The sequence below is a fragment of the Stenotrophomonas sp. YJH_SMC_53 genome (assembly GCF_059369995.1).
Genome location: NZ_JCAFTF010000006.1, coordinates 1 through 17,747, shown reverse-complemented (window position 1 = coordinate 17,747; position 17,747 = coordinate 1). Strand labels below are relative to the sequence as shown.

Below are 17,747 nucleotides of genomic sequence, written 5' to 3'. Positions count from 1 at the left end.
TCCGTCATGCATCTCGTCCGCTCCAACCTGTACCGCTCTGTCCTTGTGGCCGCCTGTGCGTTGGCCGCGGCCCCGGCGTTGGCCGATGGCATGCAGCCCAAATCCACCATCGTCATCCTCGATGAGGCCGATGGCGAAACGACCACCACTGTCACCAATACCGACAAGGCCCCCGCGCTGCTGCACACCGTGGTGTTGGACATTCCCGAAGACCCGGACACCGTAGTGATCGCCACCCCGCCCATTGCGCGCGTGGATGCAGGCCAGCAACAGCTGGTGCGCTTCATCCTGCAGGGTGAGCCGCTGAAGACCCAGCGCCTGAAGCGCGTGACCTTCGAAGGTATCGGCCAGCCCAACCAGGAACCCGGAAAAACCACCGTTGGTATCGGCGTGCGCCAGAACCTGCCGCTGCTGCTGCACCCCAAGGGCCTGCCACGCAATGATGCCCCGTGGAAACTGCTCACCTGGTCGCGCGACGGCGACACGCTGACGCTCACCAATGACAGCGCCTATGTGGTGCGGCTGGCCCCCTCGGTCACCTTGCTGCCCTCGGGCAAGACCGCAGAGCTGAAGCGCGCCTACCTGCTGGCCAACGAAGCCGTGTCGTTGCCGCTGCCTGAAGCCTCGGCCACCGACACCACGCTGCGGATCAGTCCGGCAAGCGTCTACGGCTTCTCCGTCGACACCTACGATCTGCCCCTGCAATGACCGCACTCCCCCTGGCACGTGCCAGGCGGGGAACGCAGGACACACATCAGACTGGCCTGATCCGGCTGCCGCGCACAACACTGGTGGCGGCGCTGGCCAGCCTCGTGCATGCGCCTGTAGCCAGCGCGGACCCCGGTACCCAGGCGATGGAGTTTGATCGCAGGGCGCTGGCTGCGCGTGGCCTGGACCCCGCCCTGGCCGAACTGTTCCGGCATGAGCCGCGCTTTGCGCCAGGCACGCATCGGGTCACGGTGACGGTCAACGGCAGGACCGGCGCCCAGCTTCATGCGCGCTTCGGCGAGGAGGGCCAGCTGCTGGCCGACATGGCGTTGCTGCGCAGGGCACGCCTGCGCTGGCCAGCCAGCTTCGACCATATGGACGACGAGGCCACGTTCGACCTGCGCGATGCCTGGCCGCAGGCGGTGATCCGCCCGGAGCCCGGCACGCAGCAGCTGCACCTGGTGGTGCCCGAAGATGCGCTGGACGACTCCCCGGTCGACGTCGTCGATGTGGAACGCGGCGGCATCGGTGGACTTCTGAACTACACCCTCAGTTCCAGCACCATCGCCGCGGGCGGGAACACGCGCACCTCCTACTCGGCCTATACCGAGACGGGCTTCAATGCGGCGGGCTGGATGTTCCGCAGCCGCCAGTCAATGAGCGCCGACCCAGGCGGCAAGCGGCTGCAGTTCCAGGACAGCTATATCGAACGCAGCCTGCCGCGCCGACGCGCGCTGTTGCGGCTCGGCCATGTCTCCTCGGCCAATCCGCTGTTCACCGGCATTCCGATCAATGGCGTGCTGCTGGTGCCCGAGTCCGCACTGGCCGTGGCCGAGGCGTCGGCAGGCGCTCTGGTGGAAGGCATCGCCAGCAGTGAAGCGCGCATCGAGATCCACCAGGCCGGTGTGCTGCTGCATACCACGCTGGTACCGCCCGGGCCTTTCAGCCTGTCTGGTTTCTCGCTGCGCAACAGCACCACCGACCTGGACGTCACCGTGCACGAGCACGATGGTGAACGTACCTTCGTGGTGCCTGCCTCCAGCTTCAGCCGTGCCACGCTTGCGCGCCCCGGAAAGACCTTTGCTGCCGGCCAGCTGCGCGATACGGTGGCCCACGCTCCCGGTGGTCCACAGGCCGTGGTCACTGCCAGCACCGCCTGGCGCCTCCCCAAGGCCGATGCTGTCGCCAGTTCCGGATTCCTGCTGACCGGGCAGTACCGTGCGGTGGCCATCGGCCTCGACCAGATCACGCGCGGCAATGCGGAGATGGCATTGAGTGCCCGGCTCACTGCCGCCTCCTCCCGCGTGGGCGTGGGCTATGCGCTGGATATGCGCGCCAACACGCGCATGAACGGCATCAGCGCCTACTTTGGCATGCTACGGCAGAGCGCGAACTACGCCGACCTGTACACGGCATTGCAACCACGCGACGACGAATGGTTGCCCACGCGCACGCGCTGGCAGGCCTCCGCCGGCCTGGCTTTCAGTACGTCACGGCTTGGCAGCTTCAACGTATCCTGGTCGCCGCGCCGCCGCTTCGATGGCCAGAGCAGCAGCCACCTGTCCGCAGGCTGGTCGCACCGCGTTGGCCGCAGCCTGCTCACCGCCTCGGTGCAATCGACGCAGGGTGGAGCAAGGGGCACCGATCGCAGCGCACAGCTGTCGTGGGCGTTGCCGCTGGGCAACACCTCGGTGCGCAGCAGCGCCCGGAAAAGCCGCGGCACCGAGACCTTCACCGTGGACGCGTCCGGTCGCCTGGACTCGCAACTGGCCTGGCGCACCTCGGTCGAACATATCCGCCAGAGCGAGTCCAGCCCCCGTTTTTCCGTCGGTGCCGGGCGGATGACACGCCGCGCGCACCTGTCGGGCAGCGCCTCGCACAGCCAGGGCAACACCCATATCAATCTGGCCGCCAGTGGCGGCCTGGCGCTGCACCGCTACGGCCTGATCTTCTCGCCGCAGCCGCTGCAGGACACCTTCGGCATTGCCCAGGTGGATCGCCGGCCGGGCGTGCGCCTGGAAACCGACGCCGGCAGCGTCTGGACCAATCGCCGCGGATTTGCCGCCATTCCGCGCATCCGTCCCTATGTCGCCACGCGCGTGCAGGTGGATGGCACCACGCTGCCGTCCAAGGTGGATGTGCACAACGCGGTGTATTCCCTGCACGTCGCGCGGGGTGCGGTGCCCAAGGTGCAGTTCCGCACCCAGGAAACCCGCCGCGTGTACGTGCTGGCCACGCTGGAGCACGGCCAACCGCTTGAAAAGGGAAAGCTTGTTCTGGCTGCGGGCCAGATCGTCAGCGCCGTCGCCGAGCGCGGCCGGATCTTCATTCCGAACGTGGAACCGGGTGTGCCGATTGAAGTGCAGCTGGGCGAAGGCCAGCGCTGCACGCTCGAACTGGCTCTGGAAACACCGGTGTCGAATGACGCGTTCTTCGAACAGGGAACCGCGATATGCCGGCCGTAGTACGGCCGCAAACCCACCTCCCCGGCGCGATGCGGCGCCTGCCGGTTCTGCCGGCATTCCATCCCCCGATAGTGCCCGCATCGGCCTATCGATTTCAAAGAGAACAGATCACCATGAAGTTGAAGATGATTGCACTGGCCGCTGCGGCCCTGGCCGCAAGCGCAACCGCCAATGCCAGCGTGACCCTGAACGTGACCGGCAAGGTGACTCCGCCGTCCTGCCAGCTGAGCCTGACCAAGACCGAACTCGACCTGGGCAACTTCCATGCCAGCAAGCTCAGTGAGAATCAGCCGACCCACATCGGCCGCCAGAGCACCGATGTCCTGGTTTCCTGCGCCTCGAAGTCGCAGTTCGCACTGCTGGTGACGGATGACCAGTCGGGAACCGTCGCGGATGATGCCGTTGCCGTGGCAAAGATGGGGGCCAATGCAGAGCAAGCCTATGGTTTGGGTGTCAGCGGTAGCAGCAACATCGGCGCCTACGTGATTTCGCTGAACGGAGGCACGGCTGACGCCGGCGACGCCAGCTTCGTGACGTCCGCTGACCTGGGGGCGACGTGGACTGCCGCGACCGTGGTCGCACCCAACCAGCTCACCGCCTGGCAGGCCCAGGACGGTTCGCTCGCTGCTGCATCGGCTACCAACGCCCGCGCGACCCTGACAATCGACGCCGCTGTGGTGGGTACGGAGCACCTTGACCTGACCAATGAGGTGTCGCTGGACGGCAAGGCCACCATCGAGCTGAAGTACCTGTAATCGAAGGTGCCCGCCTTACTCTATGGCGGGCTTCTTCTCCAGCAAGGGAAATTCCCCATGAAAAATCGATTCATCCCGCACTCGCTGCTGGCATTGGCGTTTGCCGGCTGCTCGGCCATGCATGTCAATGCCAGCGAGCTGAAAGTCAGCGGAAGCATCCACCCCAGTGCCTGCGAGCTGTCCGTCAACGGCAATGAGTTCACCATTCCGCAGCAGGATCTGGACAAGCTCCCACCCGATCGGTCTACCGAGCTTTCCACGATCACGCTGCCGGGCACTGTCACCTGCGCGTTCCCCGCGCGCTTCGGCCTGCAGTTTGCAGATACCGCAACGGTCGATGGTGGATTTGATGACATCTTCCATATCTATCCCAGCAATGACAGCTCGAAGAGTCTCGGATGGTACGAAGTGCATCTGACAAACGGCCAGGCTGACGCCAAGTCCTATCCATTTGCGCGCAGAAAGCTGGACAACAACGCGATGACCTTGGACAACAAAGTCCGCTCCAAGGATCACGATCACGTCATGGTTCTGGCCGGCGGCTCCACTCTATCTGGCGCCCGTCATGCCACGTTCGACATCAATATCACGCCAAGCCTGAAGCCACGAGGTGAATTTGATGCAGTGAACGAGGTGGATATCGTTGGTCAGATGGTAATGGAACTGCTCTACCTTTAAGGAAGAGGCGAAATGAGTACCTTCATGAAGAACAAGGCAGTTGCAGCACTACTGCTCAGTGCGTGTGTCCCCGCTTCGCTTGTACAGGCAAGCGAGCTGTCGGTATCGGGGACGATCCAGCCGGAATCCTGCACGCTGTCCCTACCGGATGGCGGCGCGCTGGACTTCGGTGAGCTGGCCCCGCAACCGACCACGGAAGGCAAATGGGCCTTTGTGGAGCACCGCAACGCACAGCTGTCGATCGACTGCACTGCCAGGACCCATGTGGGTTTGAAGTTCCGCGACCTCCTGCTCATCGACAATCCAATTCCCAAGGATGGCTTCATCCTCGCCACCGAGAATGACGACCACCTGGCAATGGTCGAACTCCGTATCCCTCACGGCGTCGCTGATGGAAAGCAGGTCGATTTCGCAATGCTCCATTCATCAGGAAGCGGCAGCCATGTGGTCCGGGTGGACGATCCGGGCAACTACATGCGCATTGGCGATCCTCGCGACCCAGGATTCGCAAAGGTCTCTGCCAACATGCGGGTGACGATGCTGGGTGTTGATCTTGAGGGTGACGAACTTGAGAACGCCAAAGGTCTGCGCAGCATGATAGGCATCGACCTTCACTACCTCTGATCGGTTCGGCGGGGCCGGGCAACGGATGCCCGGCCCCGCATCTGCTGGCCTGCTGCATCTGCGCGTGTCGCAGGGAGTCGGTAGAGCCGAGCCCATGCTCGGCTGCTCTTCGCGCGAAGGCCAGAAGCAGCCGAGCATGGGCTCGGCGCTACAGTCAGGTCAGGCGCCATGGGCCTCGCGGCGCCGGTGTACCCAGTAGTACAGCGTAGGCAGCACAAGCAGGGTCAACAGCATCGCCGACAGCAGGCCGCCGATCACCACCACCGCCAGCGGCTTCTGGGTCTCGGCACCGATCGCGTGCGAGGTGGCCATCGGCAGCAGGCCGAACATCGCCAGCAGCGCGGTCATCAGCACCGTGCGCAGGCGCTGCAGCGAGCCCTGTACCACCGCCTGCAGCAGGTCCATGCCCTGCTCGCGCAGCTGGGCGAAGCGACTGAGCATCACCACCCCGTTCAGCACTGCTTGCCCGAACAACGCGATGAAACCGATCGCCGCCGACACTGACAGCGGGATGCCAGTGAGCCACAGGGCGAGGATGCCGCCGATCATCGCCAGTGGCACGTTGGCCAGGATCAGCGCAGCGCTGCTGATGTCCTTGAAGGCATCGAACAGCAGCACGAAGATGATCAGCACCGACAGCGGAATCACCCAGCCCAGCCGCTTCATCGCACGCTGCTGGTTCTCGAACTCGCCAGACCACTCCAGCCGGTAGCCGTCCGGCAGCTGCACGCTGGCGTCCACGCGCTTGCGCATGTCGGCCACCACGCTGCCCATGTCGCGGCCGGCGATGAAGATGCTCACCGCCTTCACCCGCTGTGCGTTCTCACGCGAGATGTTGATCGCGCCACTGGCCATGCGGAAATCGGCGACGTCGGACAGCGTCACGGTGTGGCCATCGCCAATGCCCACCGGGACCGTGCGCAACCGTTGCAGGTCACGGTCGGCGTCGTCCAGGCGCAGCGTGATCGGGAACCTGCGGTCACCTTCCCACAGTTCACCAACCTGGCGCCCGCCCAGTGCGGTCTCGATCACCTCGTCGATGTCGCGCACATTCAGTCCATAGCGTGCCGCACGATCGCGGTCGATCTCGATCTGCAGCTGCGGCAATGAGCCGTCACGATCAATGAAGGCACTCTCTACGCCCTCCACGCCACGCACCTGCCCCAGGATCGCCTGCGCCTGTTGGTTCAGTACATCCAGATCCGAGCCGCTGACCTTGATCACCACCTGGCCCTTGATCTGCGAGATGCTCTCCAGGATGTTGTCGCGCACCGGCTGCGAGATCGAGAACTCCGGCCCCGGGATGCGCTGCTCCAGCGTGCGCTGCAGGTCGCTCACCAGCTGCCGCTTGCCCACGCCCTTCGGCCATTGCTTCTCAGGCTTCAACGCCACCAGCGCCTCGATCTGGTTGGCGCCCTTGGCATCGGAGCCATCTTCTGGCCGCCCCAGCTTGGCCACCACCGTCGATACCTGCGGGAAGGTGCCGACCAGCTCGCGGATGCGCCGCGACTGCTGCTGCGCCTCGGCCAGGCTGGTGCTCGGGTCGAGCGTGGCGGTCAGCCAGATCGAGCCTTCGTCCAGCTCGGGCAGGAACTCCGATCCCAGCCGCGTGCCCAGTGCCAGCGTACCGACCAGCAGCACAACCGCCGTCAGCACCACCGCGCGCGGACGGGCAAGTGCGCGTTCCAGGATCGGCTTGTACCAGCCGGTCAGGCGGTCCATCAGCGGATTGCCATCGCGCATGCGGTCGCGGCGCAGCCACCAGTAGCAGAACAGTGGCACCACGGTCAGTGCGAGGATCAACGCACCGATCAACGCCGAGGTCACCGAGTACGCCATCGGCGCGAACATTCGGCCCTCCTGGCGCTGCAGGGTGAAGATCGGGATGTGTGCGGCGATGATGATCAGCATCGAGAAGAACGTCGGGCGCCCCACTTCGGAGGCTGCCGAGAGTACGGTAGAGAAGCGCGTCTTCCTGTCAGCGTTCGGCGGCAGCTTCGACAGCCGCGACACGATGTGTTCGGTCACGATCACCGCGCCATCGATGATGATGCCGAAGTCCATCGCACCCAGCGACAACAGGTTGGCCGGTACGCCCCACAGATGCAGGCCAAGGAAGGTCGACAGCAGGGCCAGCGGCATCATCGCCGCCACGATCAGCGCGGCGCGGGCGTTGTACAGGAACAACCACAGCACCAGGAACACCAGCACCGCGCCTTCCAACAGATTGCGGAAGACGGTTTTCAGTGTGGTCGAAACCAGCCACGAGCGGTCATAGAACGGCTCGATGCTGACCCCGGCCGGCAGCTGGTTCGCCTCGATCTCGGCGATGCGCGCATGCAGGGCGTCGAGCACGTCGGAGGGATTCTCACCCTTGCGCATCAGCACCATGCCGAACACCGCATCGTCATTGTCATCCTGGCCGACCAGGCCCTGCCGGGGCAGGCCGGTGTCGGCGACGCTGGCCAGGTCACGCACCAGGATTGGCGTGCCCCCGCGCTGCGCCACCACCACGTTGCCGATGTCGGCCGGCGAACGCATCAGGCCCACGCCGCGGATCAGGAACTGCTGCTGGCCGCGTTCCACGTAGCCGCCGCCCGCGTTAGAACTCCCCTTCTCCAGCGCCTCGGCGAACTCACTGAGGCTGATGCCGCGGTCACGCAGCTTGCCCAAATCCGGTTTGACCTGGAAGGTGCGCGCAAAGCCACCGAAGCTGATCACATCGGCCACTCCAGGAACGGTGCGCAGGCTACGCTCCATCGTCCATTCCTGCACGGTGCGCAGCTGGGTCGGGGTCAGGTGCGGGCCTTTCAGCACATAGCGGTAGATCTCGCCCACCGCCGAGCTCATCGCCTCCAGCTCCGGGGTCACCCCTTCCGGCAGCTCCACGCCCTGCAGGCGCTCCAGCACCTGCTGGCGTGCGAAGTAGTCATCGGCCTTGTCGTCGAAGGTCAGGATGATCATCGACAGGCCGAACTGCGTATGCGAGAACACCCGCACCGAATGCGGAATGCCGGACAGCGCCACTTCCAGCGGCGTCGTCACCTCACGCTCCACCTCTTCGGCGGCACGGCCCGGGTGCAGCGACACCACCGTCACCTGGGTGTCGGACACATCCGGGAAGGCTTCCACCGGCAGCACGCGGAACGCGGCGATGCCAGCGCCGATGAACAGCAGCAGCGCCAGCATCACCATCAGCGGTTGGCGCAGGCAATAGGCAATCAGGCGATCGATCATGGGGCGGCGCGCCCGGTGCCGGTGCTGACGGCTGCCGGCGCGCTGTCCACCAGCTGTTGCAGCAGCAGGCCACCCTCGACGACCACTCTGCTGCCCGGCGCCAGGCCTTCACGCACCCACAGGCGGCCGTCACCCAGCTCCTCGGCGTGCACCGCGTGGCGCACGAAGCGGCCCTTGCCTTCCTCCACGAACACCACCTGCTTTCCGTCGATGAGCAACACCGCGGCGTCGGGCAGCGAGACACCGCCCTCGGACGGCAACGCCACCTGGGCGCGCACGTACTGCCCGGCCTTGAAGCCACGTGCGCGGTTGTCCAGCTCGGCACGCGCCTGCACCACGCGGCGCTCACTGTCGATGAAGTCATCCACGTGCTGCAGGGTCGCCTGCAGCGGCTGTCCATCGGCGCCGGGCACGCTCACCTGCATGCCGGCCTTCAACCGCCCTGCCAGGCTTTCAGGAACATCCAGCAGCAGCCACAGGCGGTCCGGATCGCCGATCACTGCCAATGGCTGCTCGCTGTCGGGACTGACCGACATGCCCGGGTTCATCCGCCGCTCCACCAGCACGCCATCGATGGGGGCGCGCAGCGGCAGGCGCTGGTCCACGCGCTGGCCATTGCCATAGGCCCGGGCGAATGCAGTCGCGCGCGCATGATCGGCCTGGCTGCCGGCAAAGCTCGCTTCGGCTTCATCCAGTTCGCGGCCCGACGCCACTCCCGCGGCGTGCAGCTCGCGGGTGCGCTCCAGCTCCTTGCGTGCCTGCTGCAGTTCGGCACGGCCACGCGCGCCCTCGGCTTGGGCCTGGCCGAACTCCGGCGAGGTGATCCAGGCGATGACCTGCCCTGCCTTCACTCTCTGCCCCGGCTGCGCCTCGATGCGCGCCACCTGACCCGGCAACGGCGTGCGCAGTGCACTGGAGCGTGCCGCGTCCCAGGCCACCCGGCCCGGCAGCTGAAGGCTGGCGCTGGCGCCGGCGGTCGCCGCCTCGCTGCGCAGCACGTCCAGCTGGCGGCTGCCGGCTGGAAACTGGATCTGGCCGGCACTGACCTGCGGCGCGTCCTCGGTATATGACGCCGGTTCGCGGCCGCAGCCGCCCAGCAGGGCCAGCGCCAGCAGGGCCGGCAGCACGGCATGTCGCGCACGCAGGCGACGGGCGACGGTGGACTTCATCGGGACGCTCCTTCAACAACGGATGTGGCCGCTTCCCAGCGCGCCAGGGCAATGGCATGGTCGGCACGCGCTTCGATCAACGCGGCCTCGAATTCGCGCCAGCTGCGGCGCGCATCCAGCAGATCGGTCAGGCTGGCGGCGCCGCGCCGGTAGGCCAGTTCGATGCCCTGCACCGCCTTGCGCGCGGCGTCGGACTGCAGTCCTTCGTAGTCGCTGCGGCGCTGCGCGGCGGACTGCGCACTGGCCTGCAGCAGGTCAAGTTCGGCGCGCGCTTCGCGCTGCAGCACCTGCAGTTCCAGCGCCGCACTATCACGGTCGGCCTCGGCACGCTGCATCGCGCCGCGTGCACGCGATGGGCCACCGAGTGGGATGGTCAACGACACGCCCCAGGTCACACCGCTGATGTCGGTCGGCTCGCGTTCGGCTTCCACACCCAGCTGGACATCGCGATGGCGCTCGCTGCGCGCCAGTGCTACACCGGCATCGGCCGCGGCCAGGCGCGAACGCGCTGCGCGCAGATCGGCACGCTGCTGCGGGTCGAACGCGCGCACATCGGCCACGCTGTTGGCATCCGGCCAGGGGTCATCGGCAGTGAGGTCGTGGTTGTCGTCGCTGCCGAGCAGCAGGCCCAGCGCATGCCGCGCATCGCGCAGATCCAGGGCCGCCTCGCGCGCCGCGTCGGCGACGGCCAGGTCGTCCACCGCAAGCCGCGCGCGATCCACCGGCGCCATCGCCCCGGTAGCAACCTGCTTGGCCGCCGCCGCCATCTGCTCGGTCGAGCTCTGGCGGTTGGCCTCGGCAATCTGCGCCCGCTCCTGCGCGCGCTTCAGGCCGAAGTAGGCTTCGTGCAGCGCCACCTGCTGGCGCCGCCGGGTGTCGAGCATGTCCAGTCCGGCCACCTCCAGCAGCGCATCGGCCTGGCGGATACGCAACGCGCGCTTGCCACCGCGTTCCCAGGTCCAGCCCAGGCCCACGGTGCTGTCCATCCGCTTGTCCTGCCAGCGTCCGGGGCCGACGCCGTGCCTGGGGCTGAGCTTGCTGGTGCCGATCGACAGCTCGGTCGCTGGACGCAGCGCCGCCGTCTGCGCGTCGCCCTGCACGCCACGCAGCGCCAGTGCCGCCACACGCAGGTCCGGGTTGTGTGCTTCCATGGCGCGCTGCGCCTCCTGCAGGGAAAGTGCCGACGCCGCAGGTGCGCACAGGAGGGCGGCCAACACAGCCGCAAGGCAAGGGGAGAAATTCATGCGCGTCACGGTAAGGTGACGCACTTGCGCCAATCTTGCCCCAACCTTGCACGAAGCTTGCAATGCGAATCCTGTTGATCGAAGACGACGCCGCCCTGGCCGATGGACTGATCCGTGCCCTGCAGGGCGCGGGTCATCTGTGCGACCACCTCTCGCGCGGGCTGCATGCACCCGCTGCACTGGCCAGCGCGCCATATGACGTGATGGTGCTCGACCTTTCATTGCCCGACGTCGATGGCCTCGACCTGCTCTCGCGCCTGCGCAACGACGGTGTGATCCTGCCGGTGCTGATCCTGACGGCGCGCGACGGCGTGGAGGACCGCATCCTCGGCCTCGACCGGGGTGGCGACGACTATCTCGCCAAACCGTTCGCACTGGGCGAGCTGGAAGCGCGCCTGCGTGCGCTGTCGCGCCGCCGCAGTGACGCACCGGCGCAGAAGCGATTGGGCCGTCTGTGCTTCGACAGCATCCGCAATGAGGCGCAGGTGGACGGCCAGCGCATCGAACTGACCGCCCGCGAGTTGTCACTGGTCGAGGCACTGATGCAGCATCCCGGCCGCACCGTCACCAAGCAGCGCCTGTTCGACGCTTTGTACAGCTGGGACCACGACGCCAACCTGTCGGTGATCGAAGTGCATGTCAGTCGCCTGCGCCGCAAGCTGGAACAGGCGCGTGCCGGCGTCGGCATCCGCATGCTGCGTGGCCTGGGTTATCGCCTGGAGGCCAGCGGTGACTGAGCGCGTGCACAGCCTGCGGAGCCTGCTGCTGCGCCGCCTGTGGCTGCCGCTGCTGGTGCTGCTGATGTGTAGCGCTGTGGGTTCCTTCGCGCTGGCGCGCTTCTACGCCGGTCAGGTCTATGACCGCTGGCTGCTGGACTCGGCGATGTCCCTGTCCGAGCTGGTGACGGTGCAGGAGGGTCATGCCTCGATCGAGATCACGCCCGCGGTGTCACGTATGTTCAGCTGGGACACCGCCGACGAAGTGCATGGCGAAGTGGTCGATGCTGCGGGTGGACGCTTGTATGGCGACTTGGCCGAAGCGCTGCCGCGCCCGGCCACCGCCGCCTCAAGCGACGACGCGGTTTATTACGATGCGCGCCTGCGCGGGCAGCCGGTGCGCATGGTCGAAGTCCTCGTCAGTGCCGGACCGGGCCACGATATCCGGCTGCGCGTAGCCGAGACGCTGCGCAAGCGCCACCGGCTGGAGCGCAAGCTGCTGCTGACCAGCATCCCGTTCCAGGCTGCGATCCTCACGCTGGCCGCGTGGCTGGCCTGGTCCGGGACCGGCGCGGCCGCACGCCATGCCAACCAGGTGGCGCGGCGCTTGGCCAGCCCCCGCCCGGACCCGCTGGCGCCCCTGGAACCCGCACAGGAGGCGCCACGCGAGCTGTGGCCGGCGGTGGAGGCCTACAACGCCCTGCTTCAGCGACTGGACGCCATGCAGGCCGCGCAACGGCGCTTCGTCAGCAACGCCGCGCACCAGCTGCGCACGCCGCTGGCGGCGATGCAGGTGGAGCTGGAGAGTTCATTGCGGCAACAGGATCCGCAGACCCAGCAGCTGGCGCTGTCCGGCACGCTGGCCGGGCTGGCGCGGCTGCAGCACCTGGTCAACCAACTGCTGATGCTCAGCCGTTCGGAAGATCTCCATGGCAGCGTACTGCCGCTGCAGCCGCTGGACCTGGCCGCGCTGGCGCGGGGCGTGGTCGAGCGCTACGCCGACCGTGCGTTGGCGGCCGGCGTGGACCTGGGTTACGACGGACCCGACGACGGCGTGCAGCTACAGGGCGATCCGCAGTTGCTGCGCGAGGCGCTGGGCAACCTGCTGGACAACGCGCTGCGCTACGGCGCCACGCCCGGAGTCATCACCCTCGGCGTTCGGCAGGGAACCGACGGCGTGCAGGTATGGGTGGACGATGACGGCGCCGGCATCGCCGAAGCCGAACGCGCGCGCGTCACAGAACGCTTCTACCGGGCCAGCAGCGAGGGCGACGGCTGCGGGCTCGGACTGGCGATCGTGGCCGAGATCGCGCAACGGCATGGCGCGACCTTGATGATTGATACCGCCCCGATCGGCGGTGCGCGGGTGGGGTTGCGGTTCCGATGAGCGCTGTTGAACCGCCCTTGTAGAGCCGAGCCCATGCTCGGCTGCTCCTGGCACGATGCCTGAGCCGAGCATGGGCTCGGCTCCACAGGTTCCTGGTCACCCGTGAAGCGTGCCGACCAAGGTCGGCACCTACCGAGTGCGCGTCACCGGCTCATCGAATAGGGCGCCTGCGCGCCCTGCCCCGGCCAGTCCTTGTTCGGCTCGGCCTGCATGGTGAAACGCAGCTCGCCACCTGCCAGGATCTCGTCATGGCGCAGGAAGGTGCGCTGCAGCGGCTTGCCGTTGAGGCTCACGTTGCCAACATACGTGTGCTTGTCATCCAGCCCATCAGCCACGATGGTGAACGTCTTGCCGTTCGGCAGACGCATCGCGGTCCTGGGCAGGAATGGACGGCCAAGAATGTACTCGCCCGAGCCCGGCGCGACCGGATAGAACCCCAACGCAGTGAACACATACCACGCCGACATCTGGCCGACGTCATCATTGCCAGCCAGGCCATCGGGACGGTCGGCATACTGGGTATCCATGATCTGCTTCAGCCGCGCCTGGGTGCGCCACGGCTGGCCGGCGTACGAATACAGGTAGGCCACGTGGTGGCTGGGCTCGTTGCCATGCGCGTACCAGCCGATCAGGCCGGTGATGTCTTCCATGTGCTCGAAGATCGATGGATCCACCTTGGCGTTGAATACCTCGTCCAGGCGCGCGAGCAGCTTGTCGCTGCCACCGTGCGCTGCCGCCAGGCCGGCGACGTCCTGCGGCACGTACCACGAGTACTGCCATGCGTTGCCTTCGGTATAGTCGGTGCCGTAGCCGCTGGCGCTGGGGTCGAACGGCGTGCGGAAGCTGCCATTGCGCTTGCGCGCGCGCATGAAGCCGGTGTCCTTGTCGAACGCGTTGCGCCAGTTGCCAGCGCGCTTGTCGAAGGTCGCCGCGATATCGGCCTTGCCCATGGCCTGCGCCATGCGTGCGATGGCCCAGTCGTCGAAGGCGTACTCCAGCGTCTTGCTGGCCGCTTCACCTTCCTCGTCGATCGGCACATAGCCCAGCTCACGGTACTGCGCGATGCCGTCGTAAGGGCCGTAATTGGCGGTCTCGACCATCGCCTTCAATGCCTTGTCGGCGTCGAAGCCACGGATGCCCTTCACGTAGGCATCGGCGATCACCGGCACGGCGTGGTAGCCGATCATGCACCAGTCCTCCAGGCCGTGGAACGACCATACCGGCAGCATGCCGTACGGGCTGTGCTCATGGTGGGCCAGCATCGAATTGACGAAGTCGCTGTTGCGCTTCTCCGGCTGCACCAGCGTCAGCAACGGGTGCAGCGCACGGTAGGTGTCCCACAGCGAGAACGTGGAATAGTTCGTGAAACCGTCGGCCTTGTGCACCGCGTTGTCCGAACCGCGGTACTGGCCATCGGCATCCATGAACAGCGTCGGCCCCAGCATCGTGTGGTACAGCGCGGTATAGGCACTGCGCCGCGCATGTTCCGGCGCGTCAATGTCCAGCACGGACAGTGCCTGCGCCCACTCCTGCTTCGCCTGTGCACGCACGCGGTCGAAATCGAAGTCGGCCACTTCCGCGTCGAGGTTGGCGATGGCGCCGGCTTCACTGACCGGCGAGATCGCCACCTTCACCACCAGCGGTGCATCCAGCTTGCCGAATGCAAACGTGCCGACCAGCTGCCGGCCTTCGATCTGCGCACGCTGCGCGGGATCCTTCTCACCCGGCGGCGGGAAGCCCTTGTAGACGATGTCCTGCTCGGTGTTGTGCAGCTCATGTCCGGCCAGCGGGCGCGAGAAACGCATCGCGAAGTACAGCTGGCGGCCCGGCGCCCAGCCGCGCGTCTCGCGGAAGCCGGTCACCGTACCGTCGGCGCGCACCCGCACCCGCGACCACAGCACCTTGCCCGGGTAGTCGTACATGCTGGTACGCATGTCCAGCAGCACCTTGGCGTCGGTGCCCTTGGGGAAGGCATAGCGGTGCACGCCCACGCGCGCACTGGTGGTCAGTTCGGCGCGCAACTTGTAGTCGTCCAGGGTGACCGCGTAGTAGCCCGGCTCGGCCCTCTCGTCAGCGTGGCGGAAGCGTGAGGCATAGCCGCTGCGCGGTTTTTCCGGATCACCGCGCTCCAGGCCGGGATTGCCAGTGAACGGCATCAGCAGGACGTCACCCAGGTCCGAATGACCGGTGCCGGAAAAATGCGTATGCGAGAAGCCGACGATGCTGCTGTCGTCGTAGCGGTAGCCCGCCGCCCAGCCATAGGCCTTTTCACGCGGCTGGATACGCGTGTCCGGGCTGAGCTGGACCATGCCGAACGGCACCGTCGCGCCCGGGTAGGTGTGGCCCTCGCCGCCGGTGCCGATGAAGGGATCGACGGCGGCGTAGGCGCGCTCGGCAGCGGTTTTCGGCGAGGCCGCCAAGGCGGCACCGGAGGCAAGCACGGCGGTAGCGGCGAAGGCGATCAGGAGGCGACGGTCCAGCATGGGCATCGGCATTTGGATCGATTCAGATGGTTGTCAGATCCTAGCATCCGTGTTCTGGCATCGCATGTTGCGGTGCGGCTGAACGGTTCCAATCACTCAGCCTATGGCGAGTGAAGACTGCAATTAGTTGCATGGATTGATCCTTCCCCCCTCACCAGACTGTCCCCGTGCCCAAAACGGCGCGGCAAAGCGAGTGACGACATCTCCTGCCGTTGTGTGATCTCTCGCGCAGTTTGCATCGGGCGGGCCGGAAAAAGGCACGGGTGTCACCTGGACTTCACAACATCTCGGCGCTTCATTAACGCCGACGAAGTGAACGGGGTCCCCTTTCCTGAGGTTCTGATTCCAGCAGGAGTACATCATGAAGATCGCTGTCCGCCGTTCCCTTGCGCTGGCCATTGCCGCCGGCCTTGCCGTTGCCGGTCCCAGCCAGGCCGGCGTCCTCAACCCGGGTGAAAGCGCAACCGTCAACGCCGGAGACCCCGTTGAGTCCTGGTCACTCGACAATGCCTCCCTTGTGGTCGCGGCCGGCGGCGCTACGCAGGCTGTTGATGCCTCCGACGGCTCCACAGTGACCTTTGACAGCGCGGCGATCAATGCGTCGAGCGCCATTGGTATCCGCCTTGGCAACAGCGCGATAACGATGAACGATTCCACTGTGGTCAATACGACGGGCCGAGCGCTGGCATTGACGGGACTGATCGGCAGTGCGCTCCCGGGTTCCTCCGCTACCCTCACGCGCAGCACGCTTTCGGGCAGCGGAATCGGAGCCAGCGTACAGTTGGGTGGAGACCTGGTTCTGGATGCAACGCATCTGGAGGGGCATGCGCAGGCAGCCACCGGCGTGTACAGCGGCACCGGCCTGTTCCTGGTGGGCACCGGGCAGATCGTCGCCCGTAACGGAAGCACGATCATCGGCGATGGCAACGGCATCTGGGCCCAATATGATTTCACCCCGGTTACAGGTGATGCAGTCACTGTAGACATCGACGCTTCCCGGGTGGAGGGCCGCACGGGGTCTGGTATCTACATCGAGGAAAAATTCGATCCTGCTGACGCTGCAGTCGTTGCCCGTTTCAACTTCCGTAATGGTGCCGAACTGGTCGGCGGTGACGGCAACCTGTTGCGCGTTGACGCAACCGATGCGGACATCGACTTGAATGTCGAGAACTCGCGGATGAACGGCAACATTGTCAACGCCGCCGGCAGCACGGTGAATGTGGCGCTGTCCAACGGCGCCAGCATCATCGGCACCATGAGCAACGTCACCCGCGTGGCGCTGGATTCCTCTACCTGGAACCTGACCGGCAACTCCTCGGTCGGCACGCTCAGCCTCGGCAACGGCACGGTCGCCCTCGGCGACGGCTCCGCCTTCCATACCCTCAACGTGGCTGGCAACTTCAGCGGCGCCGATGGCATGATCATCTTCAACACCGTCTTGGCCGGCGACGACGCCGCCACCGACAAGCTGATCATCGGCGGTGACACCAGCGGCAGCGCCAACGTGCGTGTCAACAACGTCGGCGGCGCCGGTGCGCAGACCGACAAGGGCATCGAGCTGATCCATGTGGGTGGCGCCTCCAACGGCCAGTTCAACCTCTCCGGCCGCGCGGTGGGCGGTCAGTACGAGTACTTCCTGCACAAGGGCACGGGCGCCGACGGCAACTGGTACCTGCGTTCGCAGCTGCCGACCCTGCCTGATCCCTGCGAGGCCAACCCTGGCTTGCCGCAATGCCCGCCGGTCGACCCTGTAGATCCCGTGGATCCGGTCAATCCGGAACCGGTGCTACGCCCCGAGCCAGGCGCTTACCTGGCCAACCTGCAGGCCGCGCAGACGATGTTCCGCGTGGGCTACCACGACCGCAACGCCGGCCAGAACTCCGGCCGCGCTTGGGCCCGCGTGGATGGCTCGCGTAACGGCTTCGATGCCGTCAGCCGCCAGCTCGACATCCGTGGCAACAGCCAGGCACTGACCGTCGGTGCCGATCTGTGGCGTCACGATTCGGGCAGCAGCGTGGGCGTGATGCTGTCCAGCGGCAACGCCAGCAGCACCTCCACCAATGAGCTGACCGGCTACTACGCCCGCGGCAAGGTGAAGGGCGAGGCGCTGGGCATCTACGGTACCTGGCGCGGCGGCAATGGTGCCGACCCGTATGCAGGCTTCTATGTGGATGGCTCGTTGCAGCGTGCGCAGTTCCGCAATCGCGTGGAAGGCATCGGTCTGGACGCGGAACGCTACGACAGCCGTGCCTGGCAGGGTGCGGTGGAAACCGGCTACGCG

12 protein-coding genes are annotated in these 17,747 nt (G+C 66.3%); 8 read left to right on the top strand and 4 right to left on the bottom strand.

The genetic code is table 11. The annotated features are described in order from the left end of the window. Positions 1 to 6 precede the first annotated feature (6 nt). Genes AC5P7X_RS10820 through AC5P7X_RS10800 form a run of 5 tightly spaced genes read left to right on the top strand, consistent with a single transcriptional unit; the run spans position 7 to position 5,230 of the window. Complete coding sequence (locus AC5P7X_RS10820; RefSeq protein WP_495214803.1) at positions 7 to 708, top strand: fimbria/pilus chaperone family protein; 702 nt, start codon at positions 7 to 9, stop codon at positions 706 to 708. Next, complete coding sequence (locus tag AC5P7X_RS10815) at positions 705 to 3,173, top strand: fimbria/pilus outer membrane usher protein (protein WP_495214802.1); 2,469 nt, start codon at positions 705 to 707, stop codon at positions 3,171 to 3,173. The genes AC5P7X_RS10820 and AC5P7X_RS10815 overlap by 4 nt, the downstream gene beginning before the upstream one ends. Continuing rightward, positions 3,161 to 3,928 (top strand): DUF1120 domain-containing protein, encoded by a 768-nt coding sequence (locus tag AC5P7X_RS10810; protein ID WP_080375089.1) that lies wholly within the window; start codon positions 3,161 to 3,163, stop codon positions 3,926 to 3,928. Before AC5P7X_RS10815 ends, AC5P7X_RS10810 begins: the two co-directional genes overlap by 13 nt. 57 nt (positions 3,929 to 3,985) lie before the next feature. Beyond that, the gene (locus AC5P7X_RS10805) at positions 3,986 to 4,606 is read left to right on the top strand and encodes a hypothetical protein (RefSeq protein WP_053498843.1); all 621 of its coding nucleotides are present in this window, start codon (positions 3,986 to 3,988) and stop codon (positions 4,604 to 4,606) included. A gap of 12 nt (positions 4,607 to 4,618) precedes the next feature. After that, positions 4,619 to 5,230 (top strand): DUF1120 domain-containing protein, encoded by a 612-nt coding sequence (locus AC5P7X_RS10800; RefSeq protein ID WP_053498842.1) that lies wholly within the window; start codon positions 4,619 to 4,621, stop codon positions 5,228 to 5,230. Between the two features lie 159 nt (positions 5,231 to 5,389). Here the strand turns inward: AC5P7X_RS10800 and AC5P7X_RS10795 are convergent, their stop codons facing one another. Genes AC5P7X_RS10795 through AC5P7X_RS10785 form a run of 3 tightly spaced genes read right to left on the bottom strand, consistent with a single transcriptional unit; the run spans position 5,390 to position 10,880 of the window. After that, positions 5,390 to 8,467 carry an efflux RND transporter permease subunit gene (locus AC5P7X_RS10795; RefSeq protein ID WP_329842146.1) on the bottom strand — a complete coding sequence of 1,026 codons (3,078 nt, stop codon included), beginning with the start codon at positions 8,465 to 8,467 and terminating at the stop codon, positions 5,390 to 5,392. Next, the gene (locus AC5P7X_RS10790) at positions 8,464 to 9,636 is read right to left on the bottom strand and encodes an efflux RND transporter periplasmic adaptor subunit (RefSeq protein WP_329842145.1); all 1,173 of its coding nucleotides are present in this window, start codon (positions 9,634 to 9,636) and stop codon (positions 8,464 to 8,466) included. The genes AC5P7X_RS10795 and AC5P7X_RS10790 overlap by 4 nt, the downstream gene beginning before the upstream one ends. After that, on the bottom strand, positions 9,633 to 10,880 hold the full coding sequence (locus AC5P7X_RS10785) for a TolC family protein (RefSeq protein ID WP_053500941.1): 1,248 nt from the start codon (positions 10,878 to 10,880) through the stop codon (positions 9,633 to 9,635). The genes AC5P7X_RS10790 and AC5P7X_RS10785 overlap by 4 nt, the downstream gene beginning before the upstream one ends. A gap of 62 nt (positions 10,881 to 10,942) precedes the next feature. On the opposite strand from AC5P7X_RS10785, the gene AC5P7X_RS10780 reads away from it, so the two are divergent. Both AC5P7X_RS10780 and AC5P7X_RS10775 read left to right on the top strand, forming a co-directional pair. Then, positions 10,943 to 11,617: a response regulator gene (locus AC5P7X_RS10780; RefSeq protein WP_053500938.1), complete on the top strand. Its 675-nt coding sequence runs from the start codon at positions 10,943 to 10,945 to the stop codon at positions 11,615 to 11,617. Continuing rightward, positions 11,610 to 12,983, top strand: coding sequence for a sensor histidine kinase (locus AC5P7X_RS10775; RefSeq protein WP_053500936.1), 1,374 nt, complete (start codon positions 11,610 to 11,612; stop codon positions 12,981 to 12,983). Before AC5P7X_RS10780 ends, AC5P7X_RS10775 begins: the two co-directional genes overlap by 8 nt. A 143-nt stretch (positions 12,984 to 13,126) precedes the next feature. Here the strand turns inward: AC5P7X_RS10775 and AC5P7X_RS10770 are convergent, their stop codons facing one another. After that, on the bottom strand, positions 13,127 to 15,478 hold the full coding sequence (locus tag AC5P7X_RS10770; protein ID WP_053500934.1) for a GH92 family glycosyl hydrolase: 2,352 nt from the start codon (positions 15,476 to 15,478) through the stop codon (positions 13,127 to 13,129). Positions 15,479 to 15,827: 349 nt separating this feature from the next. Here AC5P7X_RS10770 and AC5P7X_RS10765 point away from each other — a divergent pair. After that, the coding region (locus tag AC5P7X_RS10765) for an autotransporter family protein (protein WP_495214801.1) at positions 15,828 to 17,747 on the top strand (1,920 nt) is incomplete at its 3' end.

Excerpts from the sequence above, each read along its gene's own strand:
- AC5P7X_RS10770 (WP_053500934.1), bottom strand. The coding sequence starts at position 15,478 with ATGCCGATGCCCATGCTGGACCGTCGCCTCCTGATCGCCTTCGCCGCT.
- AC5P7X_RS10815 (WP_495214802.1), top strand. The coding sequence starts at position 705 with ATGACCGCACTCCCCCTGGCACGTGCCAGGCGGGGAACGCAGGACACA.
- AC5P7X_RS10795 (WP_329842146.1), bottom strand. The coding sequence starts at position 8,467 with ATGATCGATCGCCTGATTGCCTATTGCCTGCGCCAACCGCTGATGGTG.
- AC5P7X_RS10820 (WP_495214803.1), top strand. The coding sequence starts at position 7 with ATGCATCTCGTCCGCTCCAACCTGTACCGCTCTGTCCTTGTGGCCGCC.
- AC5P7X_RS10785 (WP_053500941.1), bottom strand. The coding sequence starts at position 10,880 with ATGAATTTCTCCCCTTGCCTTGCGGCTGTGTTGGCCGCCCTCCTGTGC.
- AC5P7X_RS10810 (WP_080375089.1), top strand. The coding sequence starts at position 3,161 with ATGCCGGCCGTAGTACGGCCGCAAACCCACCTCCCCGGCGCGATGCGG.
- AC5P7X_RS10800 (WP_053498842.1), top strand. The coding sequence starts at position 4,619 with ATGAGTACCTTCATGAAGAACAAGGCAGTTGCAGCACTACTGCTCAGT.
- AC5P7X_RS10790 (WP_329842145.1), bottom strand. The coding sequence starts at position 9,636 with ATGAAGTCCACCGTCGCCCGTCGCCTGCGTGCGCGACATGCCGTGCTG.
- AC5P7X_RS10780 (WP_053500938.1), top strand. The coding sequence starts at position 10,943 with ATGCGAATCCTGTTGATCGAAGACGACGCCGCCCTGGCCGATGGACTG.
- AC5P7X_RS10805 (WP_053498843.1), top strand. The coding sequence starts at position 3,986 with ATGAAAAATCGATTCATCCCGCACTCGCTGCTGGCATTGGCGTTTGCC.